Origin of the sequence: Pseudomonas sp. YNh, assembly GCF_037993085.1 — a bacterium.
GTDB lineage: Bacteria > Pseudomonadota > Gammaproteobacteria > Pseudomonadales > Pseudomonadaceae > Aquipseudomonas > Aquipseudomonas putida.
In genome coordinates, this window is the sequence record NZ_JBBMRJ010000020.1 from 83,089 (window position 1) to 106,225 (window position 23,137).

22 protein-coding genes and 1 pseudogene are annotated in these 23,137 nt (G+C 61.4%); 5 read left to right on the top strand and 18 right to left on the bottom strand.

Going from position 1 to position 23,137, the window contains the following annotated elements:
• Window positions 1–62 precede the first annotated feature (62 nt).
• Both WF331_RS19900 and WF331_RS19905 read left to right on the top strand, forming a co-directional pair.
• On the top strand, window positions 63–956 hold the full coding sequence (locus WF331_RS19900; protein ID WP_009683520.1) for a recombination directionality factor: 894 nt from the start codon (window positions 63–65) through the stop codon (window positions 954–956).
• A 56-nt stretch (window positions 957–1,012) separates the two neighbouring features.
• Window positions 1,013–1,201: a hypothetical protein gene (locus tag WF331_RS19905; protein ID WP_009683519.1), complete on the top strand. Its 189-nt coding sequence runs from the start codon at window positions 1,013–1,015 to the stop codon at window positions 1,199–1,201.
• Window positions 1,202–1,530: 329 nt separating this feature from the next.
• Here the strand turns inward: WF331_RS19905 and WF331_RS29365 are convergent.
• Window positions 1,531–1,715: pseudogene (locus WF331_RS29365) on the bottom strand (helix-turn-helix domain-containing protein); the annotation flags it as partial.
• A gap of 151 nt (window positions 1,716–1,866) precedes the next feature.
• The gene (locus WF331_RS19910) at window positions 1,867–2,556 is read right to left on the bottom strand and encodes an isochorismatase family protein (RefSeq protein WP_009683518.1); all 690 of its coding nucleotides are present in this window, start codon (window positions 2,554–2,556) and stop codon (window positions 1,867–1,869) included.
• A 124-nt stretch (window positions 2,557–2,680) separates the two neighbouring features.
• Between WF331_RS19910 and WF331_RS19915 the strand changes: the two genes are divergently transcribed.
• Entirely contained in the window at window positions 2,681–3,592 is a 912-nt protein-coding gene (locus WF331_RS19915) for a LysR family transcriptional regulator (RefSeq protein ID WP_009683517.1), read from the top strand.
• Here WF331_RS19915 and WF331_RS19920 read toward each other — a convergent pair.
• The 13 genes from WF331_RS19920 to WF331_RS19980 form a co-directional block, all read right to left on the bottom strand.
• Window positions 3,583–5,064, bottom strand: a complete 1,482-nt coding sequence (locus WF331_RS19920) for an NCS1 family transporter (protein WP_023101486.1) — start codon at window positions 5,062–5,064, stop codon at window positions 3,583–3,585. The genes WF331_RS19915 and WF331_RS19920 overlap by 10 nt on opposite strands.
• 142 nt (window positions 5,065–5,206) lie before the next feature.
• Window positions 5,207–6,967 carry a hydantoinase B/oxoprolinase family protein gene (locus WF331_RS19925; protein ID WP_009683515.1) on the bottom strand — a complete coding sequence of 587 codons (1,761 nt, stop codon included), beginning with the start codon at window positions 6,965–6,967 and terminating at the stop codon, window positions 5,207–5,209.
• Between the two features lie 17 nt (window positions 6,968–6,984).
• A complete protein-coding gene (locus tag WF331_RS19930) occupies window positions 6,985–9,075 on the bottom strand; it encodes a hydantoinase/oxoprolinase family protein (protein ID WP_023101487.1) in 2,091 nt (696 codons plus the stop codon).
• Window positions 9,076–9,191: 116 nt separating this feature from the next.
• The gene (locus tag WF331_RS19935) at window positions 9,192–10,517 is read right to left on the bottom strand and encodes an MFS transporter (RefSeq protein WP_009683512.1); all 1,326 of its coding nucleotides are present in this window, start codon (window positions 10,515–10,517) and stop codon (window positions 9,192–9,194) included.
• Window positions 10,518–10,637: 120 nt separating this feature from the next.
• Window positions 10,638–11,894, bottom strand: coding sequence for a beta-ketoacyl synthase N-terminal-like domain-containing protein (locus WF331_RS19940; protein ID WP_009683511.1), 1,257 nt, complete (start codon window positions 11,892–11,894; stop codon window positions 10,638–10,640).
• Window positions 11,895–12,104: 210 nt separating this feature from the next.
• On the bottom strand, window positions 12,105–13,346 hold the full coding sequence (gene codA / locus WF331_RS19945; RefSeq protein ID WP_023101488.1) for a cytosine deaminase: 1,242 nt from the start codon (window positions 13,344–13,346) through the stop codon (window positions 12,105–12,107).
• 4 nt (window positions 13,347–13,350) lie between these two features.
• Complete coding sequence (locus WF331_RS19950; RefSeq protein ID WP_023101489.1) at window positions 13,351–14,568, bottom strand: PucR family transcriptional regulator; 1,218 nt, start codon at window positions 14,566–14,568, stop codon at window positions 13,351–13,353.
• Window positions 14,565–15,830 (bottom strand): cytosine permease, encoded by a 1,266-nt coding sequence (gene codB / locus WF331_RS19955; RefSeq protein ID WP_023101490.1) that lies wholly within the window; start codon window positions 15,828–15,830, stop codon window positions 14,565–14,567. Before codB ends, WF331_RS19950 begins: the two co-directional genes overlap by 4 nt.
• 141 nt (window positions 15,831–15,971) lie before the next feature.
• The gene (locus tag WF331_RS19960; protein WP_079279884.1) at window positions 15,972–16,811 is read right to left on the bottom strand and encodes a DUF2950 family protein; all 840 of its coding nucleotides are present in this window, start codon (window positions 16,809–16,811) and stop codon (window positions 15,972–15,974) included.
• Between the two features lie 67 nt (window positions 16,812–16,878).
• The gene (locus tag WF331_RS19965) at window positions 16,879–17,706 is read right to left on the bottom strand and encodes a YagK/YfjJ domain-containing protein (RefSeq protein WP_340623232.1); all 828 of its coding nucleotides are present in this window, start codon (window positions 17,704–17,706) and stop codon (window positions 16,879–16,881) included.
• An 84-nt stretch (window positions 17,707–17,790) separates the two neighbouring features.
• Entirely contained in the window at window positions 17,791–19,080 is a 1,290-nt protein-coding gene (locus WF331_RS19970; protein ID WP_004574636.1) for an ISL3-like element ISPpu12 family transposase, read from the bottom strand.
• A gap of 21 nt (window positions 19,081–19,101) precedes the next feature.
• Window positions 19,102–19,614, bottom strand: coding sequence for a signal peptidase II (lspA, locus tag WF331_RS19975; RefSeq protein ID WP_003821921.1), 513 nt, complete (start codon window positions 19,612–19,614; stop codon window positions 19,102–19,104).
• Window positions 19,615–19,617: 3 nt separating this feature from the next.
• Window positions 19,618–20,514, bottom strand: a complete 897-nt coding sequence (locus tag WF331_RS19980) for a cation transporter (RefSeq protein ID WP_004364974.1) — start codon at window positions 20,512–20,514, stop codon at window positions 19,618–19,620.
• Between the two features lie 95 nt (window positions 20,515–20,609).
• Between WF331_RS19980 and cadR the strand changes: the two genes are divergently transcribed.
• Window positions 20,610–21,017 (top strand): Cd(II)/Pb(II)-responsive transcriptional regulator, encoded by a 408-nt coding sequence (cadR, locus tag WF331_RS19985; RefSeq protein WP_009403731.1) that lies wholly within the window; start codon window positions 20,610–20,612, stop codon window positions 21,015–21,017.
• Between the two features lie 81 nt (window positions 21,018–21,098).
• On the opposite strand, the gene WF331_RS19990 is transcribed toward cadR, so the two are convergent.
• The 3 genes from WF331_RS19990 to WF331_RS20000 all read right to left on the bottom strand — a co-directional run bounded on the left by WF331_RS19990 (window position 21,099) and on the right by WF331_RS20000 (window position 22,200).
• Entirely contained in the window at window positions 21,099–21,266 is a 168-nt protein-coding gene (locus WF331_RS19990) for a hypothetical protein (RefSeq protein ID WP_340623233.1), read from the bottom strand.
• Window positions 21,267–21,603: 337 nt separating this feature from the next.
• Window positions 21,604–21,834 carry a helix-turn-helix transcriptional regulator gene (locus WF331_RS19995; protein WP_009683504.1) on the bottom strand — a complete coding sequence of 77 codons (231 nt, stop codon included), beginning with the start codon at window positions 21,832–21,834 and terminating at the stop codon, window positions 21,604–21,606.
• A 69-nt stretch (window positions 21,835–21,903) separates the two neighbouring features.
• A complete protein-coding gene (locus WF331_RS20000) occupies window positions 21,904–22,200 on the bottom strand; it encodes a hypothetical protein (protein ID WP_177342411.1) in 297 nt (98 codons plus the stop codon).
• Here WF331_RS20000 and WF331_RS20005 point away from each other — a divergent pair.
• The gene (locus tag WF331_RS20005; RefSeq protein WP_256207027.1) at window positions 22,156–22,758 is read left to right on the top strand and encodes a tyrosine-type recombinase/integrase; all 603 of its coding nucleotides are present in this window, start codon (window positions 22,156–22,158) and stop codon (window positions 22,756–22,758) included. The two genes, WF331_RS20000 and WF331_RS20005, sit on opposite strands and share 45 nt — an antisense overlap.
• Window positions 22,759–23,137: the final 379 nt, after the last annotated feature.

The window sequence follows — 23,137 nt, forward strand, 5'->3', positions numbered from 1 at the left end:
CTTGGCCAGTCCATGCAGTTCGCGCTGCGTGGCTGGCCTTTTTCATTTCCAGGAGCACCACCATGTTGAAAGGTCTCGCACTCATCCCTCCCGCACTCGGTCGCATCTCCATTGGCAAGGTCGTCGAGAAAAACGGTAAGCGTCTTCCGGAGAAGGATGACCAGTTCACCATCACGTCCCAAGTGCAGGGCCGGGATGGCTGGCTGTTGCACCCGCTCAACGATGAACTGCGTCAGGGCAAGGACGACAAGCTGCGTAGCATCCCGGTACGTCTGCTGTTCAACGAACCGGAATTGAACTTTCGCGCCGACTACACCCTGTTCGACCGGCAGTCGGGACGGCCACTGTGCGTCGGTAATGGCGAAACCTGCAAGCGCGTCACTCAGGACGGTATGCAATCGCTGCCCTGCCCTTCGCCGGATGCCTGCCCGCTGGCCAAGGGTAATGCCTGCAGGCCCTATGGCCGGCTGAACGTGGTCATTGGCGAGGAGGATCCGCTGGGCACCTTCGTGTTCCGCACCACCGGCTTCAACAGCATCCGCACCCTGGCAGCCCGGCTACATTACTTCCAGGCCATTTCCGGCAATCGCTTGGCCTGCCTGCCGCTGGAGCTGCGCCTACGCGGCAAGTCGACGCGCCAGAGCCACGGCACCCCGATCTTCTACGTCGACCTCACGGTACGCAACGGCATGGGCATGGCTGAAGCTCTGCAGCAGGCGGGCGAGCTCGCGGCGCAACGGCAAACCGCCGGCTTCGATCAAGGGGCGCTGGATGAGGCAGCCCGCCGGGGCTTCGGCAATGGCGCCTTTGAGGACAGCGAAGAAGACAGTCACGCCGTGATCGAGGAGTTCTTCACCGCCCCAGAGCCAGCCAGCTCGACCGCCCCCGTTGATTCACAGGCGGCGCCCAAATTCCTCGCAGACAAACTGGAAGCCCTCGCCTCACAGCCCCACTGAATCCCACCTGCCTGCGCTGCCGTCATCGGCCAGGCAGGTTTTCTTGGAGACTCACTATGCTTCTACTTCGATTTCTACTCCACCTGCTCATCTTCATCGGCGCGCTCGCGGCCGCTGCTACGGTGGTGCTGAGCATCTTGCTCATGCTGCGCTTCCCGCCGCTGCTGCTCGCCGTGGTCCTGGCCTGCTGGATGCTGAATCGCCTGCTCAGATTGCTCTGCCCACGCCCGGGCAATCCCTGCTGAAAACCCCCAGCGACAACCGCCAACCAGTCATCACCAGCGGCTGTGCATTCGGCCGTTATTACCACGAGGAACCATGATCAGATGCTTAATCTGCGAGTCCAAGGCCATTCTGACGCGGGACGTTGCCAAGGGCATCGCCCTGCTGGTCAGCCTGGCCGACAGTGCATTGCAGGGGGCTCAGGAGGCGGACACAGATACCCCAACCCTGGGGTCGCCAAATATCACTTCGGAGGGTTCAGGTATTTGTGCCTGCGCTGTGGATCGCTGTTCGATGAGCCGGGTACAGAGGAGGCGTCCGAGCCCGCCATGTAGTCGCCATGATTCAGCGCTCAGTTCTGGCCGAGCCGGGCAACCAGGCGCTCCACCATGTCCATGACAAGCTCACGGTCTGCCGCTGTCAGCCGGGAAAGAAGGTCATGGAGCCTGCGGGCCTGGTCCTCCGGGCGGGAGCTCCCTCGGTCAGCAGGTCGGCTGTTTCGCAGTTGAAGATAGTTGCCAGCTCGACCAGACGCTCATGATGATTCTTGGGAGGACCGACCTTAACAATCGCTTAGCTTGCAATCAATGAGCCTGGCGTACAGGTGTGTTTCAGCCATGCGGCTGGACAAACGCAACGCGCCATGCTGAAGCCCGGCTTCAGCATGGCGCGGGTCACACCCGGGCGGTCAACGTTTGCCAATGCTAGCCAGGTAATCCAGGCAGCTGTCGACGGTTTCCACGTCGGCGAACTTGGCATCAATGTCAAACAGGTTCCAGGCCACCGCGCCCGGTACCCGGTCGCCGATGCACTCTTTCACGGCGATGGTGCGGAAGCCTTCGGCCAGGCCGTCGCACAGGGTGGTACGCACGCAAGCCGAGGCCGTCACGCCGGTCACCAGGATGGTGTCGACCCCTGCCGAGCGCAGGTACCCGGCCAGCGAGGTGCCGCTGAACGAACTGGCGCGCTTCTTCACCAGCACGAACTCGCCATCGACTGGCGCGATGCGCGAGTCGATCGCCCAGAGGTTCTCATCGGCCTGGTTGACCACGTCCACCGGGATCTTGTTGTGCCACTGGCCCATGTCGGTGTTGGGGTCATGGCGGTCGGTGTTCTGGTAGCAGGTGGTGACGTGGACGATCGGGAAGTGGTTGGCACGGAACACCTTCATCAGGCGCTGCACGCCGGGGATGATTTCGTCGTCGATCTTTTCGCAGGTGAACGGGTTGCCTGGGCGGGTCCAGGCGTTGGCCAGGTCGACGTTGATCAGCGCCGGGCGCTTGCCGAAGCCGATACGGCGCTGGAAGCCACGCTCCTTGTAGAGCTTGGTCGATTCTTCGAAGGCGCGTTCGAGCATGGTCATCAGGTCTTGCGACATAGTGAATCTCCCCAGTGGGTCGTTGTGAGCGGTTCGGCAAGGAAGGTTTGCCTTGACCTGGAACTCACGATAATCTCGGCCACTGATGACATCCAATTCATTGTTGGCGAGCATTGATACCAAAATGAGCATTAATATCCGCTTTGATCTCAAGCAGATAAAAGCCTTCGTCCGCGTCGCGCAACTGCTGCATTTCAAGCGCGCCGCCGATGCCCTGTTCATCACCCAGCCGGCTTTGAGCCGCCTGATCAAGGCGCTGGAAAGCGAGCTGGGGGCGGAGTTGTTCATGCGCACCACGCGCCATGTGGCGCTGACCGAGGCCGGTCGGCTGTTCTTGCAGGAATGCCAGCAGGTGTTCCGCCATATCGAACGCGGTATCGACCTGGCGCGTAGCGCCGCGGCGGGGGACATCGGCCACCTGACCGTGGCCTACAACGACTTCGCCATCAACGGCGCGCTGCCGGGCATTCTCGAGCGCTTCAAGGACCTGCACCCGGATGTGACCGTGGAGTTGCTGTACATGCCCTCTCACGAGCAGTACAAGGCGATCCGCGATTGCCTGATCGACGTGGGGTTCCTGCTGGGGCCAATGACCGAGCCGGACATCGCCTCATTGCCGGTGAACCAGGAACGCATGGTGGCAATTCTGCCGTCACGGCACCCGCTGGCCGGACAGGCCACTTTGCGCATCGAACAGTTGCGCGACGAGCGCTTCATCTTCGGTGCGCCCAGTGGCTGGAGCCTGTTCCGCGACCAGGCGTTTCAGCTGTGCCAGCGCGCCGGTTTCAGCCCGAACATTCACCAGGAGGCCACCACCAGCATCGGTATCCTCGGGCTGGTGGCGGCCAACATGGGGGTGTCGCTGTATTCGGAATGCGCCTACCGGATCCAGCGCGAAGGCGTGGTCATCGTGCCGCTGCAGGACGAGCATGCCCAGGTGCAGACCATCGCCGCGTGGAACGAGGAATACCAGAGCCCTACCGCCGCGCGTTTCAAAGCCCTACTAGGGCACCGAGCTGCGGAGCTTCACGCCTGATCTGATGGCGTAAGGCCGAAGCGATCGGTACTGGCATCGTAGCGCCAGTCGTGGCCGACACTGCTGGCCAGCCACTGCGCGCCATTGCCGGTGAGCTCTTGCTGGGGATAGCGCCGAACGATCCAGAACTTCATCAGCATGGCATGGATCACCAAACCGCTGACGAAACCGACTACAAATGCCCAGTCACCGGAACAGTACGCCAACACGCTGGCCGCAGCCCACGCTAACAAGCCGGCAGGGTTGAAACCGCGCCAATAGTGGAATTGCCCTTGCAGCTCATACAACTGCGGCACGTTCAACCGGCGTCGCCGAATCAGGTAATAGTCAGCCACCATGATCCCGCCAATTGCCGAGAGGAACGATCCATACGAAAACAGGAAGGCGAACAGGTTATCGAGGATGGCCCACGGCATCGAAAGTGTACCGATGACTCCCGCGATCATCACTGCAGTCGGGTATCTGACTCGTGGTGCTCCAGCATTGACGAAGGTCAGCGCCGCCGGGATCAGGTTGGCTGCAGTATTGGTCGACCACTGTGCCAGCACCACCAGGACCATCAGCACGACCAGGCTCAGCCCGGTGCTCTGGGCCTGGATGACATTGATTGGATTCCAGTCTCCGGCGGCGACGAAAGATGCCGCGCCAATGACCGCGATCCAGGTCTGAGTCAGCGGTAATGCGACCAGTTGAGCAAGAAAGATATGCCGGTTACGAGACAGGAACCCCCGAGCATTGACTGGTGTCCGCACGTAACGGGTGATATTGGGAATGTCGATGGCCAAGGTCGACCAGAAAGCCACGTTAGCCAGGAACAGGGTAATGATGGTCAGCTGCTTGTCGCCGACGAACGTCCAGATATTGACCCCTTTGGTGACTGCCAGCACATCGAGGGTCAGGTACATCCAAACCGAGATGGCAATGATCGCCGGCGCTGCGATGGACGAGAGAAACTCTACCGCCTTGATACCCAGCGCGGTATTGATGATTTGCACCACTGCGAAGATCACATACCACAAGGCCCAGTTGTCGAACCCGGTCAAGTACTCGACGATACCGCTCAGGGCCAGGGCGCCGAGGTAGGTCTGGATACCGAACCAGATCGCCGCGACCAGGCCGCGAAACAATGACGGAATGTGTGTGCCATGCACGCCGAACGGCGCTCGCAAATACACCGCGAAAGACAAACCATGTTCGGTACCGATGTCCGCGGTCAGGGTCATCAGTAGCGCCAGGACGATGTTGGCCAGCAGAATGATCGCTACGACCTGTGGCAGCGGCAGGCCGGCAACACCCGTAGCACCCAGCTGGAAGGTGGCGATCATGAACGCGATACCGATCCAGATCCAGGTGAAACCCAGGGTACCGATCGAGCGATGTCGTCGTTGTACCGGAAGAATCGACGGTTCCAACAGGTTGTGACGGGAGACGGCCGGAGTCGGTGAGACAGAAGTCAATTCGGGGCTGTTCATCGAAGCACCTGTGCATGAATGGAAGGCGCAACCTACCTGCCATGGCGATGGCCGCAGGCTCTTGGGGAAAGGAACGAACGTGGGCAACGGCCTTTGCTGGCGAATAGCAACCCAGCAAAGGCTGCGGCGGGCAGACCTGTGGTCAGCCCTGCAGTTGCTGGCGCCGGGCGCGGGTGGCCTCGATGTCCAGGCGCACCTGCTCGTCGAGCACCACTCCGTACACCTCAAAGGCCTGTTCGAGGCTGCAGAAGTCATCCAGCACGTCTTCGCGCACCTGCTCGGCACTGCGTTCTAGCGGGTTGCCATAGCCACCGCCACAGGGCGAGTAGTAGGCCATCACATCCCCCGCCTTGGACGCGTACCCGGAGAACTTCGACGGCATCGACACCACCTGCCCGGGGCTGGCGACATTGTAGATCTCGGTCTTGCCTACCACCCCGTCGCAGCCACCGAACACCCCCCAGGGCACATCGAAATGCCGTTCGCTTTCGTGGGTGATGAAGCCCGCCGTGAGCACCCGCTGGGCCTTTACCACACCGATGCCACCGCGGTACTTGCCAGCGCCTGGCTGCACATCGTCACGCAGCTCGTAGCGGTCGCAGATCATCGGCAGGTGCATCCCCAGGTCTTCGATGGGGTTGTTGCGGGTGTTGGCCATCAGGTTGTCGATGGCATCGGGCCCGTCGGATTTCGGCCGCCCGCCGTATGCCCCTTCGTTGACTTCGAGGAATACCCAATAGTCGCCATCGGCCTTCACCCCGGAATAGGCAGCGAAGGAGATCGACGCCGAGCTGCCGGCGATCACCCGCTCCGGCAGCACCGGGGCCAGGGCCTTGATGATGAGATCGATCATCCGGTTGCACTGGGTGAAGCGCGCCTCGGCAGCGGCTGGGAACACTGGGTTGAAAATCGTGCCCAGCGGCGCCACGACGCTGATCGGGCGGAACGACCCCTCGTTGGACGGCACCGGGCTGGGCAGCGTGGCAGCGTCGAGCAGCAGCTTGCGGAAGGCGGCGTAGGCGGCCACCTTGCACGAACCTTCGAACGGCACGTTATAGGCGGTTTCGGTTTGCAACGCCGAACCGGTCAGGTCCACCTCCAGGGCATCACCGCTCACTTTTACCGTGACCACCACCGGCAGGCGCCGCTCGCGGTTGCGGCCGTCGTCGTCGAGGAAGCCTTCGGCGCGGTAGTCGCCATCGGGAATCTGCGCGATCTGCTGGCGCATGATGGTTTCGGCGTAGTCGATCAACTGGTTGATCGCGGTAAAGCTGAAGTCCTTGCCGTAGCGGGTCAGTAGTTCCTTGAAGCGCCGGGCGCCCAGCTGCGCCGAGGCCACCTGGGCTTCGATGTCGCGAATCAGCTGGTCGGATGCACGGCTGTTGTAACGGAACATCTGCACCAGCGCTTCGTTGCGCACACCGCGCTCATAGAGCTTGAGCCCGGCCATCAGCATGCCTTCGGCGTACACGTCGCCTACGTCGATGATCAACCCCGGCGTAGCTGCGCCGATGTCGATGTGGTGCGCGGTGTTGCCGGAAAAGCCCACCAGCTCGCCTTCATGGAAAATCGGCACGATCACCGCCAGGTCCGGGCTGTGGCTGGAGCCGTGATAGGGATGGTTGTGCACCACCACATCGCCCTCGTGCCAGGCGCCACCTTGCAGGGTGGCCTCGATGCCGCGCAGGTAGGCCGGGATCGAGCCGATGTGCATCGGCGTGGATTCGGACTCGCAGATGGTCTGGTAGCGGGTGTCGAACAGCCCGGCGCCCATGTCCTGGGACTCGCGGATGATCGATGAGAACGACATGCGGTACAGCACGTGGCCCATCTCTTCGGCGATGGTCTTCAAGGCGCCGCTGATGACTTGCAGGGTGATCGGATCGACCGGTTGCGTATTCATGGCTGTGTCCTCTGGCGTTACTGGCGGGAGATGATCAGGTTGCCGTGGGCGCTCACCCTGGCCACCCAACCCGGCGGCACCAGCGAGGTGGAGTCGTGCTGCATGAGCATGGCCGGGCCTTCGATGTACTGGCCGGCGTGCAGCTTGCTGCGGTCATAGCGTGGCGTGGGCAGGCACTGGCCATCGTCGAACCAGGTGTCGCGCTCGTAAAGGAAGGCCTGGCCGGTGTCGCTGTCGACCGCCGCCGGCAGCGGCTGCCAGGCCAGCTTCTCGGACTGGGAATGGCCGATGACACGCAGGCTGACGACTTCCACCGGGGCATCGGCGTAGCAATAGCCGTAGTCCTGCTCATGCACTTGGTGGAAATGCGCCATGACCTGGGCAATGGCCTGGTGGTCCACCCTGCCGCCAGGGATCAGGGCACGCAACTCGAAGCCCTGACCGTCGTAGCGGCATTCGGCGATGCGGGTCAGCTGCATGCAGGCATCGTCCACGCCATCGTTGCGCAGTTGTTGCCGAACATTGGCTTCCAGTTCCTGCAAGGCGCTTTCGAGCCGATTCAATTGCGTGTCGTCGATGGTATTCAGGGTGCACAGCAACGAGCGCAGGGCCTCGTACTGCAGGTCGGTGGTCAGCAGGCCTGCGGCGGCGGTGATGCCCGGCGCTGGCGGGATGAGCACCGACTTGGCATTGACCTCATCGGCCAGCGCCGGACCATGCACCGGCCCTGCCCCGCCGAACGGCATCAGCACGAAATCGCGGGGGTCGATACCACGGGCCACCGAGTTGGAACGAATGGCCAGGGCCATGTTGTTGTTGACCACCCGCAGGATGCCCAGGGCCGCCCGGTGCACGCTAAGGCCCAACGGCTTGGCGATCTTCGCCTCGATGGCCTGGAACGACAGCGCCGGGTCGATCTTCAGGTCGCCGCCCAGCATCTGGTCCGGGTCCAGACGGCCCAACACGATGTTGGCGTCGGTCACGGTGGGCTCCTCGCCACCGCGGCCGTAACAGGCCGGGCCGGGGTTGGAACCGGCCGAGCGTGGGCCGACCTGGAAGCCACCGGCCGGGTCGATGAAGGCCACCGATCCGCCACCGGCACCGATGGTGATCAGGTCGATCATCGGCACCAGCACCGGGTGCCCGGACACGTAGGAGTCGCGCGGGTTCATCACCTTGATCTGGCCATCGACCAAGGTCGAGATGTCCGCCGAGGTACCACCAATGTCGACGGTGATGATGTTGCGCTCACCGTCGAGCCCAGCGAAGTAATGCCCGCCCATCACGCCACCGGCGGGGCCGGACATGAGGATGTTCACCGGCCGCTCGCAGCAGCTTTCAACGGTGGCCACACCGCCGTTGGACTGCATGATGCGCAGGTCGGCCTGGATGCCGTTTTCACGCAGCTGGCTGGCCAGGTGGGTCAGGTAGTGGGCGGTGCGCGGTCCGACGTAGGCGTTCATGGCCGTGGTGGAAAAGCGCTCGTACTCGCGCATCACGTCCACCACATCGGTGGAGCAGCAGACGAACGCCTCGGGCATCACCTTCTGCACGATGGCCTTGGCGCGCAGCTCATGGGAGCGGTCGAGGAAGGCGTACATGAAGCCGATGATTACGGCCTGCACGCCACGGGCCTTGAGCAACTGCGCGGCCTCGCGGACTTCCTGCTCGTCCAGCGGCGTCTCGACCTGGCCATGGGGCGGTAGGATGCGCTCGTTGATGGCGATGCGGTTACGCCGACGCACCAGCGGTGTGCTCTGCCATGGCACATCGAACTGCAGCGAGAAGTTGTAGGGCCGTTTGTGCCGGCCAATGTGCAGAATGTCGCGGAAGCCCCTGGTGGTGAGCATGCCCACCTCGGCGCCATTGTGTTCGATGGAAATGTTGGTCGCCACCGTAGTGCCATGGACGATCAGGTCCACTTCTTCGGCGCCGATTCCGGCCTTGGCACACAGCTCGAGAATCCCGCGCATCACAGCGATGGACTGGTCTTCGAGGGTGGTGGGGACCTTGTGGGAAAAGATCCGCCGGCCGATGGAGTCGCGCTCCGTGGTTTCCAGGATCAGGTCTGTGTTGGTACCGCCGACATCTACGCCTATACGGGCCATTCTGCGTCACTCCTGGTGATCGCGAATGCACTCGGCAACTGCGCCGCCGAGCCGATTCGCACGTGGGTCTTATGGTTGTTGTTGAGGTGCGGGGGCCCCAAGCGGGGCCTGTTTTTTTATGCCAAGGGGTTGGCGGGTTGATCGGCGGCGTGGCTCAAGGGGCGCCCCGCCGTCTCCGGCAACGACAGCCCGCCCGCCAGGGCGAACAGGGCGATACCGGCCAGGTAATAGGCCGGCGACAGCGGGTCACCGCTGCGCTCGATCAGCCAGGTGGCGATCAGCGGCGCGGTACCGCCGAACAGCGTGTAGGCCATGTTGTAGGTGATGGCCGAGGCGGTGTAGCGACTGCGGGTGGGGAACACTTCCGACAACAGCACGGCCGTGACCACACCGCACAGCACCGCGCCGATGGCCAACAGGAACGCCCCCGCCAATGCTGGGTAGAACAACCCGGAGCGCGCCAGCAGAAACGCCGGGTAAATGGTCAGCACCAGCCAGGCGGCAGCCGTGACCATGGTCGGGCGCCGGCCAACGCGGTCGGAAAAGCGTCCGGCAAAGGGGCAGCAGGCTGCGGCGAACAGCAAGGTCAGCAAAGAGATCAACAGCGCTGTGGGCTGCGGCTGGCCGCCTTGCAGTTGCAGGTAGGTCACGAAGTAGGTGGTGCACATGTAGAACGACAGCGCGGTCAGCGAGATGAACGCCGCCAGGCAGCACATCGCCCCGCCCTGCTCGCGCAATGTCTGGCCCAGCGGTGCATGCACGGCACGCTCGGCGCTAGCCAGCGCCTTGAACGCCGGCGTCTCGTCCAGGCGCCAGCGCAGGTACAGGCCCACCAGCCCGAGGGGCGCGGCGATCAGAAAGGGCAGGCGCCAACCGAAGGTTGCCATCTGCTCGGCTGTCAGCCAGCGGTTCAGGGCATAGGTGACGATGGCGGCGGCCGCGAACGAGGCGAAGGTCGACACCAGCGCGGCACTGCCATAGCGGGCGCGCTGCCCGGCCGGGGCGTGCTCGATGAGGTAAATGCAGGCACCGGCGTATTCGCCACCGGCGGAAAAACCCTGCACACAGCGGATCAGCGTCAACAGCAACGGGGCGGCCAGGCCGATGCTGGCATAGGTCGGCAGCAGCCCGATCAGGGTGGTGGCTGCGGCCATCAGCAGGATCGTGATCGACAACACCCGGCGCCGCCCGAAATGGTCCCCCAGCATGCCGAACACCAGCCCGCCGAGCGGGCGGAAAGCAAAGGCAACGGCGAACACGGCAAAGGTCTTGAGCAGCGCCGTGGTGCTGTCACCCGAGGGGAAGAACAACTGGGCGATGGTGGTCGCCAGAAAACCATACAGGGCAAAGTCGAACCACTCGACGAAGTTGCCGATGGACGCGGCCCAGACCACGCGTTTCAATTGCTCCGGCGCGACCGGCTGCTGCGACGTACCCGACATATCCACCTCACTGTCTGTTGGAGAACAAGCGATTGGCAGTTCGAAACCTTCACGCAGCGAGTGGGCTGCAGGCGCAGCCCTCAAGCTCAGTCCGGGCGGGCCTCTGGTGGGCCGTCACCGTCAATGTGCGCCCTGCGCCTCCAGCCCCCGACGGCTGAACACCAGCGAGGCATTGGCCCCGCCGAAACCGAAGCTGTTGGACATCACGCAATTCACCTGCTGCCCTTCGCGCACGCTGCGTACCAAGGGCAGCCCCTCGACCTGCGGGTCGAGCTGTTCGATGTTGTGCGAAGCCGCCATGAAACCGTGGCGCATCATCAGCAACGCATAGATCGCCTCGTGCACCCCGGCCGCCCCCAGCGCGTGCCCGCTCAGCGACTTGGTCGAGCTGAACGGCGGCAGTTCACCGTCGAAGGCAGCCAGTGCCGCCTGCAGTTCCACCAGGTCGCCGGCCTGGGTGCTGGTGCCATGGGTATTGAGGTAATCCACCGGTTCGGCGCAACTGGCCAGGGCCATCTGCATGGCGCGCAGTGCGCCGTCGCCGCTGGGGGAAACCATGTCCTGGCCATCGGAGGCAGTGCCATAGCCGATCACTTCGGCGAGGATGGTCGCCCCGCGCGCCTGGGCATGCTCCAGCGCCTCCAGCACCAGCACCCCTGCCCCGCCGCTGATAACGAAGCCATCACGGGCCACGTCATAAGGGCGGCTGGCAGTGGCCGGCCGGTCGTTGTAGCCGGTGGAAAACGCGCCCATGGCGTCGAACATGCAGCTCTGGCTGAAGTGCTCGGCTTCGGCACCGCCAGCAAACACCACATCCTGTTTGCCGAACTGGATCTGCTCGAAGGCGTGGCCGATGCAATGGGCGCTGGTGGCGCAGGCCGAGGCGATGGAATAGTTGAGGCCCTTGATGCCGAAGAAACTGGCCAGGCACGCTGAGACCGTACTGGTCATGGTACGGGGTACACGGTACGGCCCCACCTTGCGTACGCCCTGGCTGTGCAGCAGCTGGTTGGCCTCGACGATGTCTTCGCTGGAGCCGCCACCCGAGCCCATCACGCAGCCGGTGCGGGTGTCGGCCACCTGCTCGGGCGTCAGCCGTGCATCGGCGATGGCATCGGCCATGGCCAGGTAGCCATAGGCTGCGGCATCGCCCATGAAGCGCCGGTGGCGCCGGTCGATGCGCTGAAAGTCTACCTCCAGCCGGCCGCTGACATGGCTGCGCAGCCCCGCTTGCGCATAGGCCAGGTTGAAGGCGATTCCCGAGCGCCCCTGGCGCAATGCCTGGAGGACCTGCGCAGGGCTGTTGCCCAGACATGAGACGATGCCCATGCCGGTCACGACCACGCGGCGTAGCCCGATTGTCTGCTTCGATAACATGCACTGACTCCACAGGTTCAGAACTGTCCGGGCAACCTGGCTGGGTTGCCATGGACTCGAGTCTAAGGGGCGGCTTTGATTCTGATAATTCGTATTTCGTTAGCCATTGATACCGAATTTGGCATCAGTAATTATCCTGCGCCCATGGCAAAGCACCCCGCCCGGCCAAAGCCGGCGGGGCATGATGAATGCCGTTGCTAGAGGGTGGCGTCAGGCAAAGCGTTCGACCTGCGCCGACGTGCGGCGCATCAACACCTTGCCGTTGCGCACCGAAACCAGTGCGTGGCCCTGGCTGCGGACCATCTCGTAATCATCCGGCGCCGACAGCAGCAGCAAGTTGGCCGGCCGCCCGACCTCGATGCCATAACGCTCCCCAAGGTTGAGGGTGCGGGCACTGTTGTCGGTGATCAGATCCAGGCTGCGTTGCAGGTCTTCGTAGCCGAGCATGTGGCAGATGTGCAGCCCGGCTTCGAGAATGCGCAGGATGTTGCCGTTGCCCAGCGGGTACCACGGGTCGACGATGGAGTCCTGGCCGAAGCACACGTTCATCCCGGCGCGGTCGATCTCGGCCACGCGGGTCAGCCCGCGGCGCTTGGGGTAAGTGTCGAAGCGCCCTTGCAGGTGAATGCTCTCGGTCGGGCACGAGATGAAGTTGATGCCCGACATTTTCAGCAGGCGGAACAGCTTGTAGCAGTAAGCGTTGTCATAAGAGCCCATGGCCGTGGTGTGGCTCGCCGTGACCCGAGCGCCCATGCCACGTACCCGGGCCTCTTCGGCCAGCACCTCGAGGAAGCGCGACTGTGGGTCGTCGGTTTCGTCACAGTGCACGTCCACCAGGCAACCGGTGCGCTCAGCCAGCTCCATCAGGAACTTCACCGACGACACACCCTGATCGCGAGTGTTCTCGAAATGCGGAATGCCACCGACCACATCGGCGCCCATGGCCACCGCTTCGGTCATCAGGGCCCGGCCATTGGCGAACGACTCGATGCCCTCCTGGGGGAAGGCGACGATTTGCAGGTCAACCAGGTGGCGTACTTCCTCGCGCACCTCGACCATGGCCTTGAGCGCGGTGAGCTTGGGGTCGGTCACATCCACATGGGTTCGCACGTGCTGAATGCCATGGTCCACCAGCATGTCGATGGTCTTCTTCGAGCGCTGCTTGATGTCGTCGTGGGTGGTGATTTCCTTGCGCTCGGCCCAGCGTTCGATGCCTTCGAACAAGGTGCCGCTCATGTTCCACTTCGGCTCGCCGGCGGTGAGGGTGGCGTCCAGGTGAATGTGCGGCTCGACGAAGGGCGCCACCACCAGGTTCTGTTGGGCGTCCAGGTCGTCGGGGTTGGCCAGCACCGCCACATCGGCCTGGGGCTCGATGGCGGCGATACGGTCGCCGTTCAGTTCGATACGAAACAGGCCCGACTTGCCACGCAGACGGGCGTTGATGATGTTCATGCTGTTACTCCTTGCATTGGGCTTCGCTCATGCGCCATACCAGCATGGCGACCGAAGCGTTCATACGAAATAGCGGGTCGTCGAGTGACTGCCCACTCAGTTGTTCGATACGTTGAATACGTTGGTTGATGGTGTTGCGGTGCAGGCCCAGACGCTGGGCGGCCTTCAGGCCATTGCCGTTTTCCTTGAGCAGGGCGTCGAGGGTATGCACCAGCACATGGGGGTGCTTGCGGCCGGGCGCGATCAGTGGGCCAAGGGTTTCGGCGACGAAGTCGTCGATCAGCGAGCGATCGACGATGCCTTGCAGCAGGCGCAGCACGCCCAACTCGCTGAAGTCGCAGAAACCGGTGGCCGGGCGCAGGTTCTGCGCCACTTCCAAGGCCTGGCGCGCTTCATTGAGCGCCTGGCGGTAGTGGGCGCAATCCTCGGCCAGGCGCGACAGGCCCATGAACAGGCCCAGTTCACCGACCACGCCCGCCAACTGCCGGTGCAGCGCGGCCAGGGTGGCGTGCAGGCCGTGGGCATCGGCCAGTAACAACACGAACAGGTCACCCGGCAATTGCGCGGTCACAGTCCCCGGCCTGCCACGACACCAGGCCTCAAGCTGATCTTCCAGCGCCTGGCGAATGCCCTGCCACACGCGCTCGCCCTGGGCCAGCCCATGGCGCTCGAACAATCCATCGACGCCAGACAGCCGCAGTGTCACCAGGCGCCGTGGCTCGTCCAGCGCCAGCTCAAGGTGCGCGGCCCGCTGCCGAGCGATGGCCAGGCTCGGGTAGTCGCCGGTCAGCAACTGGCCGAGGATGTCATTGCGCGAGCGCCGCACCTGGGTCATCTGCACCAGGGCCGTACCGATCAGGTGAGTGACGACCACCATTTTCAGCGCATACGGCTGCTCGATCAGCGGCAGCCCCAGTTGCTCGGCGCGCTCGATCACTACAGGCGGAATGCCGTGGATGAACGTGCCGCCGGTGAGGATCACCATGCCGGCAATGCCCACGGCGTCGCCATCTTCCACCAGGCTCAGCAGGTTGGCCTCGCCGCGTGGGTGGTTGATGCCGGTGACGAACACCAGCTCGCCGCCCATCACCCACTCGGCAATGCCTTCGTTCTCGGCCACATACGGCCAGCGCACCCGCCGCTGCAGGTTGCGCGCGCCGGCCCGGACGGTCATGTCCTGCAGGCCGGGCAGGTGCAGGATTTCGTCCAGCGCCAGGCTCACGGTTCGACACCCGCCTGGCCCAGCGCCCGGCGCCGGCCGCTCAGTTCAAGCATGACGATGTAGCACAGGGCCGAGGCGCCAATGCCCACCAGCGGCGCGACCCACGGCGAGGCGTAGGCCAGCACCGCACCCAGCGCATAGGACCCGAGGCCCAAGAAGTTGTAGCGCGGCAGCTGCACCGAGGCCAGCGCCGGGTACTTGCCGCGGTGGCGGTACCAGAAGTCGGCCATGATCACCCCACCCACTGGCGGAATGATCGAGCCCAGCAGCACCAGGAACGGGATCAGCATTTCATACATCCCGCCAATCGCCAGCACGATGCCCACCGCTGCCGCGACCAGCGTGGCGATGCGTCGACGCTCGCTGCGCAGCAAGTGGCAGGCCGCTGCCGAGACGTTGTAGATGGTCGGTCCCTGGATGGTCCAGAGGTTCAGGCAGAGCATCACCACCGCCGCGAACGACAGGCCTTGCAGCATCATCACTTCGACGATGTCGGCCTGCTGGTAGACCATCGCGCACCAGGCCCCGGCCACCACCATCAGGCCGTTGCCGAGCAGGAAGGCGACGATGCTGGCCACCACCGCCACCCGCCCGCTGCTCGACAACCGGGTCCAGTTGGTGGCCTGGGTGGCACCGCTGGCGAAGGTGCCGAAGACCATGGTCACCGCTGCCGAGAAGGTCATGGTTTCATGCGGCACCACCGCCGCCAGGCCGGCAAAGCCCCCGGCATCGGCGGTGGCGATATACATCGAAACCAGCAGCAGCGCGAACATCAGCGGCACCGACACCCGCGACAGCAGGTCCAGGCCCTTGAAGCCGATGATCGCGGTAATGCTGAAACCCAGGCCGAACAGCACCATCAGCGGCACGGTGAAACCACCCGCCAGGCCCAGCAACTTGACCAGCACGATCGCCACGGTCGCGGTGCCCCAGGCGTACCAGCCAAGTTCGGCGAAGCCCAGGATGAAGTCGGAAAGCCGGCTGCCCGCCTCGCCGAAACAGAAGCGCCCCATCAGCACGCTGTTCAAGCCGCTGCGCGAGGCGATGAAGGCCAAGGCCGCCGCGTACAACGCCAGCAGCGTGTTGCCGATGGCGGCGACCCACAGCATGTCGACGAAGTTGAAGGCCATGCCCAGCTTGCCACCGGCGAACATGGTGCCGGTGAAGAAGGTAAAGCTGAACAACACCATGGCAATGGGCAGCAGCCCTTTGCGCGAGGATGGCGGGGCTTCGCAAAGCGGGAATTCGGTAGGTGAGCTCATGGCACGGTGCTCCGGGTTGTCGTTGCGACTAGGGGAGCAATATGCGGGCCGCTTTTGCCAAGCGCGAAAAACAGGAAATTTGCGGGCAATCGGCACAACTTTACCTGTTCACCTTGCACACTATTTTGCCGAATTGATGAATTAAACCTGTGCGTTAAGACCTGTTTTGATGCGGGCGCGCACCAACGCGGAACAGCACTGGATAGTTTCCACGCAGCCTGCCGTCGGCGGTGCGCGCCGGCCGTCATTCGCTGGCGCTGACATCCACCTCTTCCAGCTGTCATCCGGATCGAAGCGTTTCATGGCCTTGGCAATCTTGTCGCCCTGTGGCCCCAGATCCTTCTCGAACACCTGGTCGTCGTGGCTGATCATGAAGCTCATGACACCGCTATCGTTGTATTTCGCCGGCCAGGCGACCAGGGCGAAGCCGCGGCTCATCTGGTTGCCGATCAGGTAGCTGTAGGCGCCGCCCGGGGCCGACGAGCCTTGGCCATCAAGGATGCGGAAGTGGTAGCCGTACCAGGCATCGCCCACCACATCCTTGCCGAACAGCGGCCCCAGCGGGCTGATCTCGCCGCCCTCTTCGTCCTCCCAGAACAGGCCGTCATGCTTGCCGGGCGTGCTGAAGATCTGCTGGGCATATTCCAGCGCGCCGTTGCTGTTGCGGTCCTTCGAGGCGTAGTCCATCTGCGCGTCGTGATAGGCTAGGACCGACTGCAATGCAGCCAGCTCGTTACGGCCGATGCGCCGGGCGTGGATTTCGGCGCTGCCGGCCTTGCGGTCGAAGCGCCAGCCGTTGGTAGCCTTGGTCAGCCGAACCAGTTCTGCATCAGATGCACGCTCAGCTAGCTTCCCGACCGTAGCATCCAGTAGCGGCCGAATGCGGCCGACAGTACTTGCCTCAGCGCGAATCGTCTCCAATGACCGTTTCAAAGCGAGTGCAGCCACTGTCCCAGCATCTGTGTCGGACACCTTGCGCATGTCGCGACCATTTAGGCCAGGGTTCAGGTTGGTTTCGCTGAACGGGTGATCGGCCGGCAGGCTGGGCTCATCGACATGTTTGTTCGGCACCTCGCAGGGGAATGGATCGATTAGGAATCCCGGAAACCTTCCTTGCCTGCCCCTTGCGCAAGCAACGAGCTCCTACCGGTTTGAGCCGCAGATGTTGATCATTCTTGACCAGGTAACGCATGGCGCAAAGCACGTTAGCCCGCCCATTCAGGTCCCGCCTGTGGATCAGGCCAAGCCCCAGCCTGTCTTGGTATTTATCTTTTTCGAGGTTGCAGTTGTGGAAGTAGCCCTGACCACGGGTAATACGCTCCCATAGCTCACCGATCCGCTGAGCCCTGTAGATATCGGCACTCACTTCAGCACCGTTAAAGAAGAACGCTGCATGGATGTGATAGCCCCGGTCCTCGCCTTGCTCGACGCTGCAAATGTAGCCAATTTCATGGTCGAAAATTAGGTTGCGTTCACGCTCAGCTATCAGCCGATTCAGATCGTCGAATACGCGCTCCACACGCAACCTCGCCTGGACCTCTGCACGGTAATACAGATCAACCCTGATCACGCAGATCCGGGCGTAGCGATCAAACATGGCATCAACGTAGCGATCGACTTCGACCTCTTGCTGAATCGCCTGGTAGCGCTGATCGTGCTCCCTACGCTTGAATCTCTTTTGGGCAAGGAGTGTACGGATGCACTTGGTCAGCTCGTTCAGCGTCTCACTGGTGCTCAGATAGCGCGTTTCACCCTCGTTCAAGCAGGTGATGCCAAAGGGGCTGCGCTCAATCCCAATGGCCTGGCAGGCTTCCTGAAGAAGGCTCAAGTGCCAGCTGTACTGATACGCCACATCTCCGTCGAGCAGCGCGACCATCTGCACGATCCCATCGAAGTATTTTGGGGTATACGGATTTAATGGTTGATGGGGCACCTTCACCCCATCAATCTGATACCACCCTCAGATGGTTGATAGATCGACTCCGTAGTTGAGTTCCTCTGCGAAGTCCGGCAGTCCGTAACCGATGGTTTTCTTGTAGAAAGGAGAGACCTTCGCAGTCGGTGCCTTCTTCTTGTGCTTCGTGGTGTAGAGCATTCGTGCCCGCATCACCTCGAAGGAGTAACCGCGCCCTTCACGGTTCTTGTCCTTGGCCAGTCGGTTGATGGACTCCGTGTAAGCGTTGGTGACGGGCATGTCCGTCTCGAAGTAGGTCATGGTCTCTTCGCGCCAGTTTCCCACTGCCCTGACCAGATCGCTCCAGACTTCCTTTTGGCCCTTCGGGATGGTGGCTATCCACTCGTCCAGGGCGGCTTCTGCCTGGAGCCGTGTGGTGGCGTCCCAGATGCCGTAGAAGCGCTCCTTGTGCTCGTAGGCGGCCAGCAGTTGCGGGAACGCGCCTGTCCAGGTCTCCATGATGAGGCGCTCCCGGTCTGAGACTTCGTGAGCGCGTTTCAGCAGGATTTTCCGGTCTCCCTTGAGAGTCCGGCTCTGGGACGGTTTCAGCTCCTTTCTGAGGCCCTTGCGCACTCTCTCTAGGGCATCGTTGGCCATGCGCACCACATGGAACTTATCGACCACGATACGGGCCTGGGGCAGCACAGCCTTGACCGCTGCCCGGTAGGGGTTCCACATGTCCATGCTGACGATCTCGACCTTCTGCCGGTCTTTCAGCTTCATCAGGTAGTTGGTCACCACGTCCTGGCGGCGGGTGGCCAGCAGGTCGAGCAGGGTTCGCTCCTCAATGTTGGTCAGAATGCAGCGGTAGCGCTTGTTCAGGTATAGCTCGTCAATGCCCAGGATGCGGGGCGTCTCGAAGCGGTGCCAGCGCCCCAGGAACTCGGCGCGGGCGTTGAAGATGTCGCGCACCGTCTTCTCGTCCAGGCCGGTCTGTGCCGCCACAAAGGTGTAGGGGTGGTTGAAGGATTCCTTCTCCACGTACTCATGCAGCCGCAGTGTCATACGGAATCCGTCCACCATCTCCGGTAGCTGGGGCCTGAATGTTGTCTTGCAGGCCCGGCAGGTGTATCGGCGGCGGACCACCCAGAGAGTGACCCGCTTGCCGTGGATGGGCAGATCACGATAGGGAACGTCACGCTTGCCGAACCGTACGAACTCACCCTGCACGCCGCATTCCTCGCAGGCGATGGGATCGGGCACGTCCACCTGGAAGTGCATTTCGTCGTCGGTTGATTTGCAGCCCAGTACTTGGTATTGCGGCAGGTGAAGGATGTTGTCGGGAAGTTCGGTCATGGTGTTGTATAGGCGTAGGTGTCAGTCAGATCCATCCGACTCGGCATTGGTGTTTGCTTTTTTACCCAACAAGCTGCTGGAAACGAAAAGTAAGGCACCGAGGACAATTGCAATATCAGCCAGGTTGAAGGCCGGCCAATGCCAGTCTCGCCAATAGAAATCAAAGGAATCCACAACATAGCCGCGAAAGACCCGGTCAATCAGGTTGCCCATGGCGCCACCGAGGATAAGACTGTAAGCGATGGCTTCTCCTTTATGACGATTTTCAAGGATCAGCTTGATCAGAAAAATCGAGACCACTACCGCGATTCCGATAAAAAAGTAGCGCTGCCAGCCTCCACCATTCGCAAAAAGACTGAATGCGGCACCGGTGTTCCATAGGTGCACCCAGTTAAAGAACGGGGTCACCGAAACATACTCGCCATAGGCCATTGATTGCTGCACCAGCCACTTTACAGCCTGATCAGACGCTGCCAGCAGGCCCGATATGGACAATAGGGCATACGGCGAGAGCTTTTTGCCAATAATGAGCATTATTTAACCCTTCAACGCCAAAATGCGTCTGGCACCGTTAAGTACAATGCCCCCCGCGATGGTGCCGATAATCAGATCCGGATAATTGGAACCGGTCCACGCGACCAGGGCGCCGGCGGTGATGACCCCCAGGTTGATCACCACGTCGTTGGCCGAGAATATCCAGCTTGCCTTCATGTGCGCCCCGCCTTCCCGATGTTTGGATATGAGCAGCAGACAACTGGTATTGGCAATCAATGCGACGAATGCGATAGCCATCATCACCAGCGATTCAGGCTCACTACCGAATACAAAGCGTCTCACCACCTCTACGAGCACGCCCACAGCCAAGATCAGTTGCAGTACACCAGCAAGATGCGCGGCACGTACCTGCATTTTCACGCTATGTCCAACCGCATAAAGGGCAAGCCCGTACACCGCCGCATCGGCAAAATTGTCCAGGGATTCTCCAATCAGGCCGGTGGACCGGGCGATCAGACCGGCAGTCATTTCCACCACGAACAGAAGTGCATTGATGCCGAGCAACCAGCGCAGGGTCCCGGATTCTTGCTTAGCAGAAGCTGCCGAAAACTCGGCGGCCTTGATGGTCTCCGGATTTGCAGCGACGGTTTCCTGAAGCGAGGCGCCTAGCCCCAAGGTCTTCAGTTTCGAGGTGACGGGCTCGACCTCGCCGTCATGCACGACCTTCAGCCGGCGGTTCGACAAGTCGAAGGACAGCGCCCGAATCTCCTCAAAGCCGTTCAGGGCTAGGCGAATCATTCGTTCTTCTGATGGACAGTCCATCTTCGGCACGGCATAAACACTGACCCATCTCCCTGGCGCCTCGGAGGAGGCCTGTATATCGGTATCCGCTGCGGACGTTGCATCACCGCCACAGGCGCCACCACAGGATTTGCTCATGATACGACTCCACTTGAACAATGTTGTGGTACCATTTAAAACTATAAAGCTACTATAAGGTCAATAGAGTAAAGAATCCGTTGGGGAGGAGGCTGATGCGCATTGGTCAGTTGGCGCAGTTGGTAGGGGTCGAAACACAGACGATCCGCTTCTATGAACAGCAGGGCTTGTTGCCGCCGCCTGATCGGCAGGACAACGGTTACCGTGTCTATACCGAGAAGCATGGTGAGGGGCTGGCCTTCATCCGTCGCTGCAGAATCCTGGGCCTGTCACTGGCTGAGATTCACGAACTACAGAGCTATGAGGACGACCCTCATCAGCCTTGTACCGCCGTCAACGCCTTGCTCGATGATCACATCTCTCATGTGCGGTCGCAGATAACCGCTCTGCAAGCGCTTGAGAAACAACTCGTTTCACTGAGAGCGAGTTGCAACGATGACCGGGAAGTTGAGGCGTGTGGGGTTCTTGCTGGAATTAGCGAAGGAAACATGCACCAGCAGTAGGTGAAGCATCAACCAGATAATCCGATGAGATGCCGGTCTGTCTCACTCTCATGCAAAGGTAAGATCAACCATTTAATCCGCTTACCCGTATTTTGAAAGCATGGTTTCTCTGACCTGTTCATCTCCATGCTTTGAATATGAGATTCGGCAGGCCTGGCTATCTGTACGCTGGATGGCGTTGATGAGGCGCTCAATTCGAATTGCGATATCGGACTGGGATTGGAGGGTGTTGGCGTTTTGTTTGGTCATGGCTCTGTACCTGGTGAGTGGTTTCGCATACCAGGTACGGGATGTGTATTTATTAACCGATGACCTAACCCGGAGGCAGGGTGATAGTGCCGGTGTGGTTACTAAAAACTCAGCCTATCGAGTATTGACACGGTGATAGACTAGAACTATATAACTAGATCCCGCTCCAAGACTCAGCGATCACCCCAGGTTGGCCTGGCAATGGGGAGCAACATTACCGAGCCTGCCGAGAGATTCACCCAATCGCATCCTGGGAGAGTTAGCTGAGAGCGCTGGACTTTCCAAGCGGCATAAACGCCATGACCAGCCTTAGCCGGTCATGGCGTAGGTGATAGTTCTAGCTAGCCATACTCAGGTGGCCGGTGGGGCGCACCGCAGCCCCCTCTGCCAGGTCCCGCTCCTCGATCCTTGCCAGGATCCAGTCATGCACCTCGCTATCGACCCAGCCGACACAGCGGTCGCCCAACGAGACCGGCTTCGGGAAGGTACCTTCCGAGATGTGTTTGTAGATGGTCGATCGGGCAAGACCAGTCGAATCGATGACTTCTTTCAGGCGAATGATCCTCATGAACGGGGCTCCTCATATTCGTTCAGAGGATCTGCAGGAGCAGTAAGAAATAACCTGAAGCCCCGTCACCTACTCGGTTAGCAAGCCAAACTCATAGCGGTTCCACACATCCAGGTCAGCCTCGCTGTCGAACTCACGAAGAAACCCGCCCCGGACATCCTTGTACACAATGCAGCAGTTCTGATTCTCGGGAGCCGGATAGACGATCAGAGAAACGACCTCCAAGGCATCATCGCGCCCTTCTGGCTTTGGCACAGGTATCAGCCTAATCACCTGGGGTTGGTACCCCGACCATGCCTTGCCATTGAACTTCTGCTTCAAATGCTCGGCCCACTCAAACGCCACCTCAAAAAAGTGATCGAGCACTCCAGGCCAGTAGTAGCCAGCCTCGTCCTGCCCCGGCTTTGTTGTGCGTTAAAACTGGCTCCGTTGCTGTTCTGCCGACCCGGAGACCTGCGCCACATGGAGTGGTCGGAGGTCAATCTGGATGCTGGCGAATGGCTGATTCCCGGCCACAAGATGAAAGGGCTCACTGCCACCAAACAGGATCGCCCGGATCACTTGGTTCCCCTAAGCCAGCAAGCAATCGCGGTTCTACGCGAGCTGAAACCACTCACCGGCAGACATCGGTACGCCTTCCCCTCGGCACGAGGAGGCGACCGACCGATGTCCAACAATGCCGTACTCAGCGCGTTACGCCGCATGGACATCAGCGGCGACGAAATGACTGGGCACGGCTTTCGTGCGACCGCGAGAACCATAGGTGCTGAGGTGTTGGGGTTTCGCCCCGATCTCTTGGAGCATCAGCTTGCACACACGGTAAAAAATCCACTGGGGCGCGCATACGACCGAACATCATTTCTGCCTGAGCGCCGCGATATGATGCAGCGCTGGTCAGATTACCTAGATGCAATCAAGGCTTGAGCTCACTGCTTGGGCTTGCAATACAGACTCCCGGTTGGTAAAAATCATGCATCTCTAGGGCGTTCATAGGACGCAATGGGATCGTCACGCTGCCCCGGTTACGGCGTTAAGAATCCGAAGTCCATCTGTTGTTAGCAAATGGACTTTCTGGCTACCTCATCGGGGTATCGCCAGCATCTCGCAAGGCCTTTTTCGCCTGCTCGTCAGCATCAAGGCTGCTTAAAAAACGTACGGGCCTCTATCCCGTACCAGCTGGGTCTTTCCTCTCCCCCACGCCAAAGACACAGCTTCAGCTGTCATGAGCACAGCTGCCGCCGATCGTGTCCCGGGAAGTGGTGTAACTGAACCAGCCGAAGGCGCCCTGCGGGCGAAAGAGGTT